Annotated in this window: 16 protein-coding genes; 8 read left to right on the plus strand and 8 right to left on the minus strand. The window is 66.0% G+C overall.

Annotation, left to right across the window (positions count from 1 at the left end):
- Positions 1–69: 69 nt before the first annotated feature.
- The 7 genes from J6500_RS20350 (at position 70) to J6500_RS20380 (ending at position 5895) form a co-directional block, all read left to right on the plus strand.
- Positions 70–549, plus strand: a complete 480-nt coding sequence (locus tag J6500_RS20350; protein WP_225714473.1) for a chemotaxis protein CheW — start codon at positions 70–72, stop codon at positions 547–549.
- A gap of 43 nt (positions 550–592) precedes the next feature.
- Positions 593–982 carry a response regulator gene (locus J6500_RS20355; RefSeq protein WP_225714474.1) on the plus strand — a complete coding sequence of 130 codons (390 nt, stop codon included), beginning with the start codon at positions 593–595 and terminating at the stop codon, positions 980–982.
- A gap of 37 nt (positions 983–1019) precedes the next feature.
- Positions 1020–1883: a CheR family methyltransferase gene (locus J6500_RS20360; RefSeq protein ID WP_225714475.1), complete on the plus strand. Its 864-nt coding sequence runs from the start codon at positions 1020–1022 to the stop codon at positions 1881–1883.
- A gap of 3 nt (positions 1884–1886) precedes the next feature.
- On the plus strand, positions 1887–2201 hold the full coding sequence (locus J6500_RS20365; protein WP_225714476.1) for a PilZ domain-containing protein: 315 nt from the start codon (positions 1887–1889) through the stop codon (positions 2199–2201).
- Between the two features lie 356 nt (positions 2202–2557).
- Positions 2558–3193, plus strand: coding sequence for a response regulator transcription factor (locus J6500_RS20370; RefSeq protein WP_225714477.1), 636 nt, complete (start codon positions 2558–2560; stop codon positions 3191–3193).
- Positions 3194–3305: 112 nt separating this feature from the next.
- Positions 3306–5045, plus strand: coding sequence for an L-arabinonate dehydratase (gene araD, locus J6500_RS20375; protein WP_225714478.1), 1740 nt, complete (start codon positions 3306–3308; stop codon positions 5043–5045).
- Positions 5046–5175: 130 nt separating this feature from the next.
- The gene (locus tag J6500_RS20380) at positions 5176–5895 is read left to right on the plus strand and encodes a ribonuclease activity regulator RraA (protein ID WP_225714479.1); all 720 of its coding nucleotides are present in this window, start codon (positions 5176–5178) and stop codon (positions 5893–5895) included.
- 378 nt (positions 5896–6273) lie between these two features.
- On the opposite strand, the gene J6500_RS20385 is transcribed toward J6500_RS20380, so the two are convergent.
- The 7 genes from J6500_RS20385 to J6500_RS20415 form a co-directional block, all read right to left on the minus strand.
- Positions 6274–8376 (minus strand): S9 family peptidase, encoded by a 2103-nt coding sequence (locus tag J6500_RS20385; RefSeq protein ID WP_225714480.1) that lies wholly within the window; start codon positions 8374–8376, stop codon positions 6274–6276.
- A gap of 189 nt (positions 8377–8565) precedes the next feature.
- Positions 8566–10281, minus strand: a complete 1716-nt coding sequence (locus J6500_RS20390; protein WP_225714481.1) for an ABC transporter permease — start codon at positions 10279–10281, stop codon at positions 8566–8568.
- A gap of 281 nt (positions 10282–10562) precedes the next feature.
- Positions 10563–11615 carry an ABC transporter ATP-binding protein gene (locus J6500_RS20395; RefSeq protein WP_225714537.1) on the minus strand — a complete coding sequence of 351 codons (1053 nt, stop codon included), beginning with the start codon at positions 11613–11615 and terminating at the stop codon, positions 10563–10565.
- Between the two features lie 315 nt (positions 11616–11930).
- Positions 11931–13115: a pyridoxal-phosphate-dependent aminotransferase family protein gene (locus tag J6500_RS20400; protein ID WP_225714482.1), complete on the minus strand. Its 1185-nt coding sequence runs from the start codon at positions 13113–13115 to the stop codon at positions 11931–11933.
- A 135-nt stretch (positions 13116–13250) separates the two neighbouring features.
- A complete protein-coding gene (locus J6500_RS20405) occupies positions 13251–14084 on the minus strand; it encodes an LssY C-terminal domain-containing protein (RefSeq protein WP_225714483.1) in 834 nt (277 codons plus the stop codon).
- Positions 14085–14130: 46 nt separating this feature from the next.
- Positions 14131–14856, minus strand: a complete 726-nt coding sequence (locus J6500_RS20410) for a thermonuclease family protein (protein WP_225714484.1) — start codon at positions 14854–14856, stop codon at positions 14131–14133.
- Positions 14857–15066: 210 nt separating this feature from the next.
- Positions 15067–16797, minus strand: coding sequence for a hypothetical protein (locus J6500_RS20415; protein ID WP_225714485.1), 1731 nt, complete (start codon positions 16795–16797; stop codon positions 15067–15069).
- Positions 16798–17247: 450 nt separating this feature from the next.
- Between J6500_RS20415 and J6500_RS20420 the strand changes: the two genes are divergently transcribed.
- Entirely contained in the window at positions 17248–18087 is an 840-nt protein-coding gene (locus J6500_RS20420) for a caspase family protein (RefSeq protein WP_225714486.1), read from the plus strand.
- Between the two features lie 168 nt (positions 18088–18255).
- Here the strand turns inward: J6500_RS20420 and J6500_RS20425 are convergent, their stop codons facing one another.
- On the minus strand, positions 18256–19131 hold the full coding sequence (locus J6500_RS20425) for an efflux RND transporter periplasmic adaptor subunit (RefSeq protein ID WP_225714487.1): 876 nt from the start codon (positions 19129–19131) through the stop codon (positions 18256–18258).
- Positions 19132–19245 lie beyond the last annotated feature (114 nt).

The following is a 19245-nucleotide window of genomic DNA, read 5'->3' on the forward strand; positions in this document are numbered from 1 at the left end:
CTGATCGCGGCGCTGAAGGAACAGACCGCCGAGATGCGGCGGGCAGCCTAACCAACGGAAACGATACCGATGACCAGCAAGACCGAAGCGGGCGAAGGGGCGATGGCGGAATACGTCACCGCTGTGATCGGCGGACAGCTGTTCGGCCTGCCGATCTCGCGGGTGCAGGACGTGTTCATGCCGGAGCGGCTGACGCGGGTGCCGCTGGCGTCCAGCGAGATCGCCGGCGTGCTCAACCTGCGCGGCCGCATCGTCACCGTGATCGACATGCGCGCCCGGCTCGGCCTGCCGAAGGCCGACGACGGCCAGGTGCCGATGGCGGTCGGCGTCGACCTGCGCGGCGAATCCTATGGCCTCTTGATCGACCAGATCGGCGAAGTCTTGCGGCTGCCCGATGCCGGCCGCGAGGACAATCCGGTCAACCTCGATCCGCGCATGGCCAAGCTCGCCGGCGGCGTCCACCGCCTCGACGGCCAGCTCATGGTCGTGCTCGACGTCGATCGCGTGCTCGAATTGATGCCTAAAGCAGATCTGAAGACCGCAGCGTAATGCGCCGCCGCGACAGACGGCGGTTCAAAAGGGAGTGCAACAGATGAAGACATGTCTCGTCGTCGACGATTCCGGAGTGGTCCGCAAGATCGCCCGCCGCATCCTCGAGGGAATGGGGTTCACGGTCATCGAGGCCGAGGACGGCGCGGTCGCGCTCGAAGCCTGCAAGCGCGCGATGCCGGAGGCTGTGCTGCTCGACTGGAACATGCCCGTGATGGACGGCTTCGAATTCCTCGTGCAGCTCCGCCGCCTGCCCGGCGGCGACCAGCCCAAGGTGGTGTTCTGCACCACCGAGAACGGCATCGACCACATCTCGCGCGCGCTGCACGCCGGTGCCAACGAATACATCATGAAGCCGTTCGACAAGGACATCGTGATCGCGAAATTCCAGGAAGTGGGCCTGATCGCGCTCGACGCGCCGACCGAAGCGTGAAGCCAGTTTCATCCGTCTTTGTCTTTGTGAGGCTCCCGTGACGCCCCCCGACTTCGAGTATCTGCGCAAGCTGTTCAAGGACCATTCCGGTCTCGACCTCTCCGCGGACAAGCAATATCTGATCGAGAGCCGCCTGCTGCCGCTGGCACGCAAATGCGGCCTCGCCGGCATTCCCGACCTGGTGGCGAAGATCAGAAGCGGCTCGTCCCAGCACATCGTGCAGGCGGTCGAGGCGATGACCACCAACGAGACGTTCTTCTTCCGCGACAAGGTGCCGTTCGATCATTTCCGCGACACCATCATGCCGGAACTCTTGAAGGCGCGCGCCGCGCGGCGTGCCGTGCGGATCTGGTGCGCCGCCGGTTCGACCGGACAGGAGCCCTATTCGCTGGCGATGTACCTGAAGGAGATGAGCGCGGCGCTGGTAGGATGGCGGGTCGAGATCATCGCGACCGACCTCTCGCAGGAGGTGTTGGAGAAATCCAAGGCCGGCATCTACAGCCAGTTCGAGGTGCAGCGAGGGCTGCCGATCCAGATGCTGGTCAAGTACTTCAAGCAGTCGGGCGAATTCTGGCAGATCAATCCGGAGCTGCGCGCGATGGTGCAGCATCGCCAGCTCAATCTGCTGCACGACTTCTCCCAGCTCGGCAGCTTCGACGTGGTCTTTTGCCGCAACGTGCTGATCTATTTCGATCAGGACACCAAGATCAACGTCTTCAACCGGCTCGCCCGGTTGATGGACACCGATGGCTTCCTGGTGCTGGGCGCCGCCGAGACGGTGGTCGGGCTCACCGACACCTTCAAGCCGGTCGCCGACCGCCGCGGCCTGTACCGGCCGAGCGGCTTGCGGGCGGCCGGGGCCGTGACGCCAAGGCTTGCCGCGCTGGCGGCCGGACATTGAGCGATGACAGACGAGGGCAAAGTCGTTGAGCGGGTCACCTTCAGCCGGGGCTTCGACGTCTGCATCATGGCGATCGACGGCACCTGGCGGCGGGATTGCCTGCTCAACGCCATCTCCGATACCGACGCATCGCTCACCGTCGAGGGTTCCATCCAGGGGCTGAACCTGAAGGAGTTTTTTCTGCTGCTGTCGTCGACCGGGCTCGCCTATCGCCGCTGCGAGCTGGTCCGCGTCAATGGCACCGAGATGGACATCTGCTTCATCAGGGGGCGGCTGGGCAAGAAGCGCGCGGGAGATGCCGATCGGCTCGGGGCGTGAACCCGTCGCCACGCCGACGCTGCCTTTCCCGATGCGCGGAACCGACCGTTGCCGCCTCAGAGGTCAATTCGCCAAAAATGCAGGGCGGGTGATTTTCGCCCCAGCGGATCAGTTGAGGCGATGCGCCGGGACTGCCGCATCGCACAGCGGCCAATCAAGCGCCGCGCTGGCGTCCTGCTCGGTGAGCGGGGCCTCACTTGCAATCGCGGCTTCGATCAGCCGCAGGCTCCGTTCTTAGGGAATGTGCTGCTACTTGTGCGCTAAGCTGCCGTCCCGTACAAATACGGGACCATTGATCGCGAATGATCAGAGATGTGCGGTCACGCGCGATGCTGTACCACTGACGGACGATGCATATGGCTGAGAATGGTGCTCCCCGCGGGGAGATTTTCGTAGTCGACGACGATCCAGCCGTTCGCGAGACGCTGTCCGTAGTCCTGTCGACGGCGGGCTACAAGGTGATCTGCTTCGCCGACGGCGCTGCGCTGCTCGCCGTTGCGCGCTCCCGGACCCCGGCCTGCATCCTGCTCGACGTGCACATTCCCGGCAAATCCGGCCTCGATATCCTGCGCGAGCTGCACGGCGAGGACTATCCGGCGCCGATCTTCATGATCTCCGGCCAGGGCGATATCGCGATGGCGGTCAGCGCCATCAAGAACGGCGCGCTCGACTTCATCGAGAAGCCGTTCCGCGGCAATGAGATCGTCAGCCGGCTCAACGAGGCGATCGAGGCCTACACGCGACGCCGGAACGAGAGCTCGGCTTCGCGGATCGCCTCGCTGCACTTCCCGGGACGCGAGCCGCTGACCCGCAGGGAGCGCGAGGTGCTCGAGCAATTCACCTCCGGCGCCTCGAACAAGGAAGCCGGCCGCCAACTCGGCATCAGCCCGCGCACGATCGAGGATCACCGCGCCAACATCATGAAGAAGCTCGGAGCGCGCAATGCCGCCGACCTCGTCCGCATCGTGATGACGGCGCAGCGCCAGGCGTGATCTTGGCCGCTGAATTTCACCTCTGATTCTCTTCCCGCGGAGTTTTGCGGCGCACCCGTGCGGGGCGCGCCGCGCGCGTGCGGGCAATGTCAGGAAACATGGCGCATCGATCATGATCAGCAAGAGCAAGACCCCCGATCAACTGCGCAGCGCGCGCTGGTTCGCACCGGACGATTTGCGCGCCTTCGGCCATCGCTCGCGCGCGATGCAGATGGGCTATGCGCCGCAGGAGTGGCGCGACCGCCCGGTGATTGCGATCCTAAACACCTGGTCGGACGCGCAGCCCTGCCACATGCACTTCAAGAGCCGGGTCGACGACGTCAAGCGCGGCGTGCTGATGGCCGGCGGTTTCCCGCTCGAGCTGCCGGCGCTGTCGCTGTCGGAATCGCTGCTGAAGCCGACCACGATGCTCTACCGCAACATGCTGGCGATGGACGCCGAAGAGCTGCTGCGTGGCCATCCGGTCGACGGCGTCGTGCTGATGGGCGGCTGCGACAAGACCACGCCGGGCCTCTTGCTCGGCGCCACCAGCATGAACCTGCCCGCGATCTATCTGCCGGCGGGGCCGATGCTGCGCGGCAACTGGAAGGGCAAGACGCTGGGCTCTGGCTCGGATGCCTGGAAATACTGGGACGAGCGCCGCGCCGGAAAAATCTCCGACAAGGACTGGGTCGACATGGAGGCGGGCATCGCCCGGAGCTACGGCACCTGCATGACCATGGGCACGGCCTCGACCATGACCGCGATCGCGGAGGCGATCGGCATGACGCTGCCCGGCGCCTCGTCGATCCCCGCGGCCGACGCTAATCACATCCGCATGAGCTCGGAAGCCGGCCGTCGCATCGTCGAGATGGTGTGGGAGGATCTCACGCCGCAGAAGATCCAGACCCGCAAGGCCTATGAGAACGCGATCACAGTCGCTATGGCGATGGGCTGCTCGACCAACGCGATCATTCACCTGATCGCGCAGGCGCGCCGCGCCGGCCAGGATATCTCGCTCGACGATTTCGAGATCGCGAGCCGCAAGGTGCCCGTCATCGCCAATGTGCGGCCGAGCGGCGACACCTATCTGATGGAGGATTTCTTCTATGCCGGCGGTCTGCCCGGCCTGATGGCCCGCATCAAGCAGCATCTGCATCTCGATTGCATAACCGTCTCCGGCAAGACGCTCGGCGAGAACATCGAAGGCGCCGAGGTCTACAACGACGACGTCATCCGCACCGTCGAGAACCCGATCTACAAGGAGGGCGCGCTCGCGGTGCTGAAGGGTAATCTCGCGCCCGACGGCTGCGTGATCAAGCCGAGCGCCTGCGATCCGCGCTTCCTCAAGCACACCGGCCCGGCGCTGGTGTTCGACGATTATCCCGCGATGAAGACGGCGGTTGACGATCCCGATCTCGACGTCACGGCCGATCATGTCCTGATTCTGCGCAATGCCGGCCCGCAGGGCGGGCCGGGCATGCCGGAATGGGGCATGCTGCCGATCCCGACCAAGCTGGTGAAGCAGGGCGTGCGCGACATGGTGCGGCTGTCGGACGCGCGGATGAGCGGCACCTCCTATGGCGCCTGCATCCTCCACGTCTCGCCGGAAGCCTATGTCGGCGGTCCGCTGGCGCTGGTGAGGAATGGCGATCGCATCACGCTCGATGTTGCCGCGCGCACCATCAGCCTCGATGTCTCCGAGGCTGAACTCGCAAAGCGCCGCGCCGAATGGCAGCAGCCCGAGCGCCGCTTCGAGCGCGGCTATGGCTGGATGTTCTCCAGGCACATCAAGCAGGCCAATGAAGGCTGTGACTTCGATTTCCTCGAGACCGGCTTTGGCAAGCCGGTTGGCGAGCCGTCGATCTATTAGTCACTATCATTCCGGGGCATCGCGAAGCCATGAGCCCGGAATCCATTTCGCCACGCTTGATGCGGCTTAATGGATTCCGGGCCTGCGCCTTCGGCGCATCCCGGAATGACGAAGGGAGAAGGCAAGCACCATGTCCAAACTCAGCGACACCACCCGCAACAAGCTCAAATCCGTCTCCACAGCAACAGTCGCGACCGCGCTGTTCAAGCGCGGCTTCCGCATCCAGACGATCCAGGATGTGCATCCGCTCGGCCCAAACCAGCCGACCATGGTCGGCGAGGCCTTCACCCTGCGCTACATGCCGGCGCGCGAGGACCTCAACAAGATCGAGGTGTTCCGCGACCGCGCGCATCCGCAGCGCAAGGCGATCGAGGATTGCCCGCCCGGCGCCGTGCTTGTCATGGACAGCCGCAAGGATGCGCGTGCGGCAAGCGCCGGCGCGATCCTGGTGACGCGGCTGATGAAGCGCGGCTGCGCCGGCGTCGTCACCGACGGCGGCTTTCGCGATGCGGCCGAGATCGCGCGGCTCGGCTTCCCCGCCTTCCATCACCGTCCGAGCGCGCCGACCAACCTCACCTTGCACCAGGCGATCGAGATCAACGTCCCGATCGGCTGCGGCGACGCGCCGGTGTTTCCCGGCGACGTGATCCTCGGCGACAGCGACGGCGTCATCGTGATCCCCGTGCATCTCGCCGACGAGATCGCCGACGACACCTTTGAAATGACCGCGTTCGAGGATTTCGTCACCGAGCAGGTCCACAACGGCCGCGGCATCTTCGGCCTCTATCCCGCGACCGACGAGCAGACGCTGAAGGATTTTGCGGTATGGCGAAAGGCGAAGGGGAGGTGAGGCTCTTCGCCTCTCCCCGCCTGAGGGGAGAGCCCGGATCGCATGAGATGCGATCCGTGTGAGGGGGAGCCTCCGCGAGTCCGTCCCTAGCCATTGATGCTGATGCAGCCCCTCACCCCAACCCTCTCCCCGCAAGAGCTGAGCGAGGGAGCTAGAGCCGTCGTCCTGGCGAAAGCCTGGACTTATTTGCCGCGGTACTACGACCGCCGCGTTGCAGAGATCACGCGGTACGGGTCCTGGCCTTCGCCAGGACGACGATGGGGGGAAACCCGCGATCAACGATGATCCGTAGCCCGGATGAAGCGAAGCGTAATCCGGGATTCTCGCAATTGGAAAGACTGCCCCGGATTGCGCTGCGCTTCATCCGGGCTACGAGAGCTACACCTCGGCCCGTTCCGCCATTCCCACCGCCCACAGCGCGAACGCGTAGACGATCGCGATTTCATCGAGACGGTTGAAGCGCCCCGACGCGCCGCCGTGGCCGGCGCCCATGTTGGTGCGCAGCAGCACCGGGCCGCCGCCCGTCATGGTGGCGCGCAGCCGTGCGATCCATTTGGCCGGCTCCCAATAGGTGACGCGCGGATCAGTGAGCCCGCCCATCGCCAGGATCGCCGGATAGTCCTGTGCCGCGACGTTGTCGTAGGGCGAGTAGGACAGGATGGTGCGAAAGTCCTTTTCGCTTTCGATCGGGTTGCCCCATTCCGGCCATTCCGGCGGCGTCAGCGGCAGCGTGTCGTCGAGCATGGTGTTGAGCACGTCGACGAACGGCACCTCGGCGACGATGCCGCCGAACAATTCGCCGGCGCGGTTGGCCACCGCACCCATCAGCATGCCGCCGGCCGAGCCGCCATGGCCGACGATACGTTTCGCGCCGGTGTAGTTCGCTGCGATCAGCGCGCGTCCGGCGGCGGCGAAGTCGTCGAACGTGTTGGTCTTCTTCTCGCGCTTGCCGTCGAGATACCAGCCCCAGCCCTTGTCGGCGCCGCCGCGGATATGTGCGATCGCGTAGACGAAGCCGCGGTCGACCAGCGAGAGACGGTTGGCGTTGAACGAGGCCGGCATCGCCATGCCGTAGGAGCCGTAGCCATAGAGCAAGAGCGGTGCCTTGCCGTCGCGGGCAAGATCCTTGCGATGCAGGATCGAGACCGGCACCTCGGCGCCGTCATGCGACGTCGCCATGATGCGCGTGGTGACGTAATCCGCCGGGTTGTGCCGGGACGGAATCTCCTGCCGCTTGCGCAGCACCCGCGCCCGCGTCGCCATGTCGTAGTCGTAGACCTCCGATGGCGTCGTCATCGACGAATAGGCGAAGCGCAGATTGGTGGTCTCGAATTCGTAGCCGCCCATCGTGTCGAGCGAATAGGCCGCCTCGTCGAACGCGATGGCGTGCTCCTCGCCGGTTGAGAGATCGCGGATGACGATCGCCGGCAGCGCGTTCGCACGCTCCAGCCGCACCATGTGGCCGGCATAGAGCTCGACGTCGAGCACGTAGACGCCTTCGCGATACGGGATCAGGTCGCGCCAGTTGGCGCGCTCGGGCGCCGCGAGCGGCGCGGTCACCACCTTGAAGTCGATGGCGTCGTCGGCATTGCTGAGGATGTAGAGCTGATCGCCGCGGTCGGCGACCGAATATTGCACGCCTTCCTCGCGCGCCGCGACGAGGCGCGGCGGCGCATCGGGATTGGCGAGGTCGATCAGCCGCTGCTCCGAGGTCTCGTGGTCGCCGCCCGCGATCACGCAGAAGCGGCCGCTGGCGCTCTCGTGCAGATGAGTGAACCAGCCGGAATCCTGCTCCTCATAGATCAGGATGTCGTCGGCCTGCTTGGTGCCGAGCCTGTGCCGCCACACCTGCATCGGGCGGTGATTGTCGTCGAGCTTGACGTAGAAGAAACTTTTGGAATCCGCCGCCCAGACCACGCCGCCGTCGGTCTCCTCGACGCAATCGTCGAGATCGGCACCCGAGGCCCAGTCGCGCACGCGAATCGAGAAATACTCGGAGCCCTTGGTGTCGGCGCTCCAGGCGTGCAGCCGATGGTTGTTGGAATGCCGGCTGCCGCCGAACTTGAAATATTTGTGGTCCCGCGCCAGCACGTCGCCATCGAGCACCACATGCGCATCGCCGCCGTCGCGCGGCATGCGGCAGAACAACTCGTGCTGGCCGCCTTCGCGAAACTTCCTGAAATAGGCAAACGGGCCGTCCGGCGACGGCACGCTGGAATCATCCTCCTTGATCCGCCCGCGCATCTCCTTCACGAGCTGCTTCTGCAAGCCGTCGGTGTGGCCGAGCAGGCTCTCGGTGTAGCCGTTCTCGGCTTCGAGATAGGCGCGGATATCGGGATCGAGGATCGCGGGATCGCGCAGCACCTCCTGCCACTTCGGGTCCTTGATCCACGCATAATCGTCCGTCACCGTGATGCCGTGGGTGGTGAAACTGTGCGGCCGGCGCGGCGCGACGGGGGGCTTGCTGGCAGATTGGGTCACGCGGTCCTCATTGTGCGGGGGTACCGCTGTATATCGGGACGAATGTGGCGATTGCCAGATGGAAACCGTTGGTTTGGCGCTCCGCTCTACCCCCGTCATTGCGAGCGAAGCGAAGCAATCCATGCTTCAACGTATGCGGAGCCATGGATTGCTTCGCTTCGCTCGCAATGACCGGGGAGAGGGCGTGGGCTAACCGTTCCGCAGCTTCGCGCCGGCATTGCCGCCGGACATCGGAATCTGGTTCACGGCCAGCACCACGGCGAAGGTGATCACCAGCATCGCGATGCCGAGCACGGCGATCGCGGCGAGGTCGCCGCCCTCGTTGAGGTCGTAGATCAGGACGCTGAGCACCTTGGTCTGCGAGGTGAACAGCACGATCGCGGCCGACAGCTCCCGCATCACGCCGATGAAGATGAAGCACCAGGTCGCGATCACGCCGGTGCGCAGCAAGGGCGCGGTGATCTGGCGCAGTGCCTGCAGCCGTGTCGCGCCGAGGATGCGGCTGGCCTCCTCGAGCTCGGGATGGATGGTCGCGAACGCTGCCTGCAATTGCTGATAGGCCGACGGCAGATTGATGGTGAGGAAGGCGAGCAGCAGGATCCACAGCGTGCCGTAGAGCACGAAGGGCGGCCGCGTGTAGCTCAGGAACAGCCCGACGCCGAGCACGATGCCGGGGACGGCGACCGGCGCGGTGGCGAGGAAGCCGAGCACGCGGTGGCCTGCGATCACCTTGCGCGTCGTGACATAGGCGATGACCAGCGCGAGGAGGGTGCCGATGGTCGCGGTCGCGGTGCCGAGGATCACGGTGTTCCTCAAGGCCAGCTGGGTCGACGACAGCTCGGTGAACACGAAGACGATGTTGTGCAGCGTCGCCGTCGACGCCGTCACCAGCGTGGTGGCGTTCGGCGAGAACGCGGCGTTGAGCAGCGCGAAATAGGGCAGGAACACCGGGTTGAGCAGCACCACGAGGCAGAAGCCGAGCGCCGCCCAGCGCCAGCCTTTCAGCTCGACCCGGCGCGGCGCGCCGTATTTGCCGCCGATCACCGAATAGCCGCGGCGGCCGAGCAGCGCCTTCTGGCCCTGCAGCAAGAGGATCGTCAGCAACAGCAGCGGCACGGCGGCGGCTGCCGCGAGCTCGAGCTTCGGCGGATACTGGAACAGGCTCCAGATCTTGGTCGTCATGGTGTGGAAGCCGGCCGGCAGCGCCAGGATCGCCGGCGAGCCGAACAGCGTCATCGCCTGCAGGAAGGCGATCAGCGCGCCGGCGACCAGCGCCGGCAGCGCCAGCGGAATCGTCACCCGCCGCGCCGTGGTCCAGGCCTTGCCGCCGAGGATCGCGGAGGCGTCCTCCAGCTCGCCCGGCATGGTGTCGAGCGCATTCGCCACCAGCACGAACACGAACGGGAACGTGTAGCAGGAGATCACGAAGATGATCCCGGTCAGCGAATAGATGTTGAACAGGGCATCCGCGTCCTCGCCGGCGAACAGCCGATAGAGCTGGTTGAGCAGCCCGGAATTCGGCGCCGCCAGCAATTCCCAGGCCACCGCGCCGAGGAACGGCGGCGTCACGAACGACGCCGTCACCAGCGCGCGGATGGTCTGCCGACCCGGCATGTCGGTGCGCGACACCAGCCAACTGATCGGCGCGGCGACGATGCAGCAGATCAGTGCCGACGTGGTTGCGATGATTGCCGTGGTCAGCAGCGGATCGAGGAAATCCGGATTGCTGAACAGCGTGATGAAGTTCTGCAGCGTCGGATGCCGGCTCTTGTCGGTGAAGGCGAACACCGCGAGCCACGACAGCGGCAGCAGGATGAGGAGGACGAGCACGGCGGCGAACAGCCACAGCACCGGCCGGGTCCAGTCGAAGCGGGATTTGGGGGAGGTGGTGGTGATTGTTATCATGCTAGTCCGGACTGAGTTGCTTCAGCCCCCTCGCCCTGCTCTTGCGGGGAGAGGGGGGTGAGGGGCTGTTTCAGCGAGCGCGATGCGCGGAGAGTCCCCCTCACCCGGAGCGCATCTAACGATGCGCTCCGGCCTCTCCCCGCAAGCGGGGCGAGGCAAGGAAGCGGCGCCGCGGCGCGCGCCGGTGCAGCAAACACTGTGCTGAGCGCGAGCGTGGCCGCGCCTTTCAGAACATTGCGTCTGGAAATTCGCTTCCGCATCGCGCCGCTCCGTTTCTGTCGTTATCGGCTGAGCGCCCGGCAGCGTTCGGGCGGCAGGGTCAGCCAGACCTCGCTGCCCTTGTCGACCGCGGTCTCGGTCGGCGTGCTCACGCGCAGCGAGGTGCCGTCCGGTGTTTCCACCATGTAGTCGCGGTTCATGCCGAGATAGACTTGCCGGGTCACGACCGCCTTCAAGGTGTTCTGCTGCGATGCGGGTGCCTGCGTCGAAAGCTGGATCTCGTGCTGGCGGATCGCGACCGGCGCGCTCTGCCCGGCGGTGAGTTTTGCGCCGACCACTTCAAGCGTCGCGCCGGCGAATGCGACATGGCTCGCATCGCGCGCGATGCCCTTGATCACGTTGGCGGCGCCGATGAAGCGGGCGACGAACTCGGACTCGGGCCGCGCGTAAATGTCCTCGGGCGTGCCGAGCTGGTCGATCTTGCCGGCGTTCATCACCGCGATCAGATCGGCCGTCGTCATCGCCTCGGACTGGTCGTGGGTGACGTAGACCGTGGTGTAGCGATATTCGTCGTGCAGCCGGCGGATCTCGAAGCGCATCTCCTCGCGCAGATTGGCGTCGAGGTTGGACAGCGGCTCGTCGAGCAGCAGTGTCTCCGGGCCGACGATCAGCGCGCGCGCCAGCGCCACGCGCTGCTGCTGTCCGCCCGACAGCTCGCCGGGATAGCGCTGCGCCAGCGGCTCGAGTTTTGTGGTGGCCAGGATCGCGGCGAGCTTCTTCGCAATCATGTCGCGATCCATCTTGCGCAAGCGCAGGCCGTAGACGATGTTCTCGGCCACCGTCATGTGCGGCCACAGCGCGTAGCTCTGGAAGATCATCGACATGTTGCGCTGCTCAGGCGGCAGCGTGCGCGCGCGCGACGACACCACGCGTTCGCCGACCCGGATCTCGCCGCCGGTGGGTTCCAGGAACCCGGCGATCAGCCGCAACGTCGTGGTCTTGCCGCAGCCCGACGGCCCGAGCAGGCAGACCAGCTGGCCGTGATCGATCGTGAGTGAAACATCATCGACCGCGACAAACGACCCGAACCGCTTGACCAGCCCGCGCAACTCCACCGCCGCCAAGCGATCCCTCCATCTCATAGTGTCGCTGGGATCAGTGCCCGGCTGTTGCAGGCAGTAAAGCGGAAAAAGACGACGACGAAAAGTGTGGGGCTCTCGCAAAAAGTCGGGGCACCTCTTCATTTGATCATCCTGTGAACGTCGTTCCGTCATCCTGAGCAGCCGCGAAGCGGCATCTCGAAAGATCGACGGCGCGGATATTTTTCGCGTCCTCCGATTCGTTGCGGCGGCAGCGCGGCCATCGATCCTTCGAGACGGCGCTTCGCGGCCTCCTCAGGATGACGGGATTGGCGCATGAACTCGCAGCCGCTACGCCTTCACGTTCTCGCCCAGCCACTGCACCGCGGCGTCGACGCCGCCGCGGCCGTGCGGGATCTTCAGGGCGGCGAGGGCGACTTCGATGACGCCGAGGGTGCCGAGCACCATCGGGGCGTTGACGTGGCCCATATGGGCGATGCGGAAGGCCTGGCCCTGCAGGTCGCCGATGCCGGTGCCGAGCACGACGCCGCATTTTTCCTTGGCGTAGCGCTGGATCGCGGCGGGATCGGCGCCCTTCACGGTCACTGTCGTCACCGTGTTGGAGCGCTCGGCGGGCTCGGTGATGTTGAAACCAAGCACCTGGCCTTCGGCCCACACCGCGACCGCGCGGCGCACCGCTTCGCCGAGCAAACGATGCCGCTCGAACGCGTTCTCCAGCCCTTCGGCGTGGATCATGTTGATCGCCTCGCGCAGCGCGAACAACAGATGCACTGGCGCGGTGCCGGCATATTTGCGGTAGTGCTCGCTTCCCTCGCGCTCGGTCCAGTCCCAATAGGGCGTGCGCAGATCGGCCTTCTTGTGCGCCTCCCAGGCGCGGTCGTTGGCAGCGACGAAGCCGAGGCCGGGCGGCGTCATCAGGCCCTTCTGCGAGCCGCTCATCGCGACATCGATGTACCATTTGTCCATCTCGAACGGCGTGCAGCCGAGCGAGGCCACCGTGTCGACCATGAACAACGCGGGATGGCCGGCGGCCTTGATCGCCTTGCCGATCGCCTCGATGTCGTTGTAGGCGCCCGAGGCCGTATCGACCTGCACCGCGAGGATCGCCTTGATCGAGTGCTCCTTGTCGCGTCGCAAGCGTTCCTCGACCTCGGCGGGACGGATGGCGCGGCGCCAGTCGCCCTTCAGCACCTCGACTTCGGCGCCCATCGCGGCGGCAGCCTGGCCCCAGCCGATCGCAAAGCGCCCGCTCTCCAGCACCAGCACCTTGTCGCCGCGCGACAGCACGTTGGACAGCGTCGCCTCCCAGGCGCCGTGGCCGTTGGCGATGTAGATGTACGACTTGCCCTGGGTGGCGAACAGTTTCGACAGATCGCGCAGCAGGCCCTCGGTCAGCTCGACCATCTCGGTGGAGTAGATGTCGAGCGCCGGGCGATGCATCGCCTGCAGCACCTGATCCGGCATCGTGGTGGGCCCGGGGATGGCCAGAAATTCCCGGCCCGCGCGAACGGTCATCGTCCTGTTCCTTGTCGGTGAAGCGCGCAAATCATGCGTGTGAGGGGTTGAGGCCGGAGGATATGCCATCGAGCCGCCGATTGCGAGCATGGCGAAGCAATCCAGAGCTTCAAAAACTGCAAGGCCGCGGCCGCTTCACTTGCCGATCGCCTGGACCACGGCGCGCCAGACCTGGTCCTTGAATTCCGTCGCGGCCGGGCTCGGGAGGTTCTCGACGGCGCCCTCATGCTTCACGCAGTTCTCGACCAGCCGCAGTGCCCAGATCTCGCCGTCGGTGAAGTAAGGATCGCCGCCGCCATTGCGGCCGTTCAAGGTCGGGCCGATGCCGGTGACCTGATATTTCGCCGTCACCATGCCGGCCGCTTCCAGATCGCTCGCCAGCGTCGCGCGTTCGGCGTCGAGGTCGGCGGCAATGTGATGGGTCACCGCGCCGGTGTAGTGGCTGATGCCGACGCTGCGATCCAGCGTCGCGGCGCCGAGCCACACCGGGCGGTTCTCCTCGCCCTGGTCGAGCACCTTCCAGAGCCGCACATGGTTGCGGCGGTCGGCGCTCGATCCCACCGGCTTCTCGAAGGCGAGGTCCTCGCGGCGGCCGAGATAGAACAGATTGCTGACCGGCGCGTCCTTGTAGGGACGGTCGAGCAGCACGCTGCCGACGATCGCGATCGAGGATCGCAGCGTGATCGGGTCGGCCGGATACCAGCCCGCGTGGTGCATCGCGCAGATCACGTCCCGGTGGTCGCCGATCAGGCTGACATTCAAGGGATCGCCAGGAATGTCCTGCGCGGTGCGCGTCACCATCGGCAGCTTGGCAAGCCCCTTCTGGTGCTCGTAATGCGTCCAGAACGCCGGCAGCAGCAGATAGGCCGCGAGCAGATAGGCCGCCAGCACGAGCAGCAGCAGCCATCGCGCGCGCCGCAGGCGGCTGCGCTTGCGCGCGTTGACGTCGCTGTCTGTCTGAGCGTCCACGGCGTCATCCGCGAGTTCGCTTCACCAAACTGCCGTCCACCAGATGTCAGCGCCGCGTCTCGCGGCAGCCGGCGGCCTCGGCTTCCTCGACCGAGCAGAACCAGCGCGTGCCCTTGCTGATCTTCATCTCGATCTTGGCGTACCAGCGGCTGGTGCGCTGGTGGAAGATGCATTCGCCAGAGCGGTTGACGTTGCCCTTGATGGTGCAGTCGGGCGAGGGCGCGACCGGGCCCGAGGCGGACGCGAGCAGGATCGCGATGGCGGCCTCCGGCGGCTTCACGGCGCCGAGCACATGGGTCTTCTTGTTGCGCACGCGCCAGTCCCACGGCGCGATGAATGCGCCCTGCCACATCCCGGCCTTGGCTTCGCGCGCAGTCTTCTCGTCGGCCTCGTAGTCGCGCGAGACCCGGGTATTGGCCAGCGCCCAGCCGTTGCTGACCAGCCACTTCTGGATGTCTTCGCCGTCGGCTTCGCAGCGCGCCACGGTGCGGCCGCGGCGATCGACCGAGCGGGTGTGGCAGGTCCAGCTCTTGTTGCCGACATGCTTGATCAGTTCGTCGCGCGCGGCGACACCGCAGGTCCAGCGCTCGCCCTTGGTGTTGAGGCAGAGCTGGTCGGTCGACGGCGCATCGACGCCGCCGAGCCGGATCCGGGTCGAGCCGATCATGATCTGGTCGCCATCGCGAATCTTGGGGACGCCGGTGATGTCGGCGGCGAATGCCAGTGACGGCAACGACAATAGCGCGGCGGCGGTGAGCAACGTCTTGAGCATCGGCAATCCCGACGGGGTTGAGCAATCGATCGTCAGTGCCGAGGAATTGTGCGGGCAATTGGGCAGCGGTGCCAGTGGCGATATGTTGCAGGCCGTTTCAACTTTGCGAGAGGGCGAATAGCAAATAGGGAATAGGGAATAGGGATAGCGAATAGGGAAGAGGACTCAGTCTCGCAGCTTCCTTCCCTGTTCGCCACTCGCGATTCGCTATTAGCCTCTACCCGCCAACCGCTTCCTCGCCAACGCCAGCGCCATCAGCACGAAGGCCGACGTCACCTCCGGCCCGCCGACGAGGATCCGCGTCGGCGTCTTCATCTTGTTCCATTCATAGGCCTTGTAGGGCCGCTTGCGGCCGCCCTCGCCGAAGCCGTGCACGATGCAATGCAGTGCCGGCGAAAAGGTCGACACGTCGGCGTTCAGATGCGCCAGCGCGATCAGCGCCAGCGCGGCGTCGAACGGGTTCATCTCATGGGCGATCAGTTCGCCCGTGACATAGCCGAGCACGCGGGCGCGGATCAGCGCGAACACATTGCCAGGATCGATGATGCGCTGCGCCGTCAACGGCAGCGCGACGAACGCGGCATAGCAGCGGCCGAAATAGGCCGAGTACAGCTCCGGCAGATAGTAGATGTGCGAGCGTGGGTCCTTGAACGCGCCGCTTTCCACCAGCCGCGCCTGGAAGGCGATAATGCGCTGCAACGTCTCCAGCCGCTGCGGTGTCTCGATGATCTGCCAGCGCTTGAGGTTGCGGAACGAGACCTCGAGGATGTCGAGGTTCAGCGTCGGATCGAGATCGTTGCCGTAGGGCCGCTCGCCCTTGAGGTTGTCGATCCAGGTGACGATGCCGCCCTCATAGTCGATGTGGTCGTTGAGCGGCACGGTGACGCGCGGCTCGTTGGCGCCGGAGCGCACCTGGTAGCCGCGATAGAAGTCCACCAGCGGCTGCTGCAGCATCGGATCGCCGGCGCCGGCCTGCGTCGCAGCCGAGAACGCACACGCCGTGGTATCGCAGTCGGGCACATAGACGCCGAAGCCGAGGTCCTGCTTGATCTGGGCGAAGAAACGCGAGAAGCGCGGATGCGGCCCCGGCGCCAGCGCAGTGATCACCTTCACCGTGGAGCCGTCATGTGACGGCACCTCCTCGGCGCTGGTCTTGAGGCAGAACGCCACCATCTCGTCGATCGCGCGGCGCGCGGCACTGGCCTCGTCCGGCCGCGCCAGCCCCGTCTCGAGGAAGCCGAGCAGCGCCTCGGTGAAGAAGGCGTCGTAATAGGCCGAGCGGTGGCGGATCTGCACCGGCTCCCACATCGGCTCGGCGATGCCGCGCCACGGCGGATTGATCAGGGCGCGCGCCGGCGAATGCGCGATGAAGATGCGGGCGAGCGAGAACAGCAGTGTCGAGTTCTTGTAGCCGCGCGCGTTCAGCCCGGTCAGCGCCATCAGCATCTCGCGCCCGCCGATGTCGGCATCGCCGAGCAGGTTGAACGCGGCATAGGTCGGAATGAAGCCATTCTTGCCGAACGAGCCGACCAGGTGCGATCCGGTGGCGCGGATCACCCGGTCGATCTCGGCCATCGCGGGCGGCCGCCCCGGCGCGCCGGCCGGCGGCGGTGAGGGGTGGCGGAGATCCATGCCGTCCATCAGCGCCGCGACCGGTGCGCCGACCGCGGCCCAGTCCGGCGCCTCGTCGTCGCGCGCCGCGGTCAGTGCCGCGCGCAGGCCGGCCAGCCGCTCAGTGTCGGCCAGCGCGGGCAGGCCGGTGCGGCGGAGCAGCGCGCGCAGCGGCGGATTGCCGAGCGCGGTCTTGTAGAATTTCCCGAGATGGGCATCGCCGCCGCGATAGCTGGCGAGCACCGGATCGCAGACGTCATAGAGCGACGGCCCGTCCTTCTTGGCCGTCAGCGCCCGGCACACCGCCCCCGCGATCCCGTGAAACCCCATGAAATCCTTTCTAGGAGCGTTTTCGAGCGAAGTGGACGGCCGGCTCGGATGAAGTGGATGCCGGTTGGGCGAATAAGAAACTCCTTCCCCGGGAACCGGTTAACGCCACAAGCCGCGGCGATGTTTCTCCCGGCCGGTGCTGGAATTGCGCGAGTCCCCGGCAAGTATTTGGAAAACTATATGAATCGGCAGAGAACGCAAATGTGATGGAGGTCACGTAACTGGATCTTAACCGCGTCAAGTCTCTCTGCCGGTCGGCCGCATGCGGCAAACCGGGTTGCTCCACGCGCCCGGCCGGGTTAAGGAGTGTTTGTTGCGGCGCCGCAAATTGAGACCAATTCAACGGCACAGACCCCACAACCCCATTAAACCTGACTGTGTTTGAAGCGACTAACGGGCGCGGCCTTAACTGGAAGCGCCTTTGGGAAAATGATTGGGACCAGGAACGCCATGAACCTTAGGCAGCTTCGCATTTCCCGCCGGACCATCGCGGTGGCCGTTGCCGTTGCCGGCACGGTGTCGCTGGCGATCGGCGCCCATGCTGCGCTGAACAAGCGTCCGCTGGAGGCCGCCAAGGCCGTCACCACCGAGCACACCGGCAGCATCGCCGCCGGTGCCCCCCGCCTCGCGCTGGTGATCGGCAATGGCCATTATCCCGACGCCGCTGCCCCGCTGACCCAGCCGATCAACGACGCCCGGACGCTGTCGGCCCGGCTGCGCCATGAAGGTTTTGACGTCGACATGGTCGAGGACGCGACGCGCGACGACATGCTGCGCGCGGTCGAGCGCATGAAGGCCAAGATCCGCCCCGACACCGTGGTGATGCTGTTCTTCGGCGGCTACGGCGTGCAGGCCGGCCGCGACAGCTACATGATCCCGGTCGATGCCGCGATCTGGAAGGAAGCCGACGTCAAGCGCACCGGCGTCAGCGTCGAGGCCGTGCTCGACGTGATGAAAGAGCAGGGCGCCAAGACCAAGCTGGTGGTGCTGGACGCCTCCAGGCGCAACCCCTATGAGCGCCGCTTCCGCTCCTATTCCCACGGTCTCGCCCCGATCTCCCCGCCGGAGAACACGCTGGTGCTGACCTCGGCCGCGCCGGGCAAGGTTGTCGACGACGCCCGCTCGCCGAACAGCGCGCTGGTCGCCGAGCTGCTCAACAACCTCACCGGCGACGCCGGCGCCGAAAGCGCCTTCAACAAGACCCGCCTCGCCGTCACCCGCGCCTCCGAAGGCGAGCAGGTGCCGAGCGTGTCCTCCTCGCTCCTGGAAGACGTCAAGCTCGGCGGCTGAAGCGCGAATAGCGAGTGGTGAGTGGCGAATAGCGGCCCTTGTAGCCCGGATGGAGCGCAGCGAAATCCGGGAACCGCGCCTCCGCGGATATTGGCCCCGGATTACGCTTTCCGCTCCATCCGGGCTACGAACCCCTATTCGCTACTCACCATTCGCCATTCGCCCCCCTCACTTCGCCGCGGTATCGCCCACCGGCCGCACCGGATCGCCTTCGCGCAGCAGCGCGCCGGCGCGGGCGACCACGATGTCGCCTTCCGCAACGCCGTCGCGGATCTCGACCTGCCCGGCCGACATCAGCCCGGTCTCCACCCGCCGCGTCTCGACGCGGCCGCCGCGCACCACCTGCACCACGGTGCCGGCGGTCGAATAGAGGATCGCGGTCAGCGGCACCGCGACGCCGCAGCTCTGCCCGGTCTTGATCTGCGCGCGGCCGGATGAGTTCACCAGCAGCTTGCGGCTGGCGCCGATCGCCACGAACACCTGGCCGAGCTGGCTGTTCGGCTCGACCGTCGGCGCGATCCGCCGCACCTTGCCGTCGAGCTCGCCGGCGCCCGAGATCTTGATCCGCGCCGTCTGGTCGGCCTTCAGCCGCGTGATGTCGCGGGTCGGCACCATGCCGACCAGGTCGTACTCGCTCTTGACGATGATCGAGAACAGCGCCTCGCCCTTGCCCGATGCCGGCGCGCCGACGATCGCCGTCGACGCCGACACCGTCCCCGCCACCGGCGCCGTGACGTTGACCGAATTGGCCCCATCCGTCAGCCGCGCCAGCGCCTGCCCCGCGCTGACCGTATCCCCGGCATCCACCATCACCTCCGCCACCTTCAATCCGAAGCGGTCAGGCCGAACCTGCTGCTCGTCGCGCGGCAGCACGAAGCCGGTGACCTCCGCGATATTGTCGAAGCAGAACTTCGAGGCTTTGAGCACGGTGACGGCGGCGCCTTTCGGTGTGGCGTCGGTCTCGCCGGCGGCGAAGGCGGGGGATGCGGCGAGAAGCAGTAGCGCGGAGGCGAGGGCGGAGAGGCGGGATAAATGGGGCGTCATCGGCGGATCATTCCCAAAGTATGCGGCTCTTGACTCGTATGGCGATCATCGTCGGCTGCGGAGCAGTACATTGTAAGAAAAGCGTTATGACAGCCAATCCCCGATGACAAGTGC

The sequence above is a fragment of the Bradyrhizobium semiaridum genome (assembly GCF_020329505.1).
Taxonomy (GTDB): Bacteria; Pseudomonadota; Alphaproteobacteria; order Rhizobiales; family Xanthobacteraceae; genus Bradyrhizobium; species Bradyrhizobium semiaridum.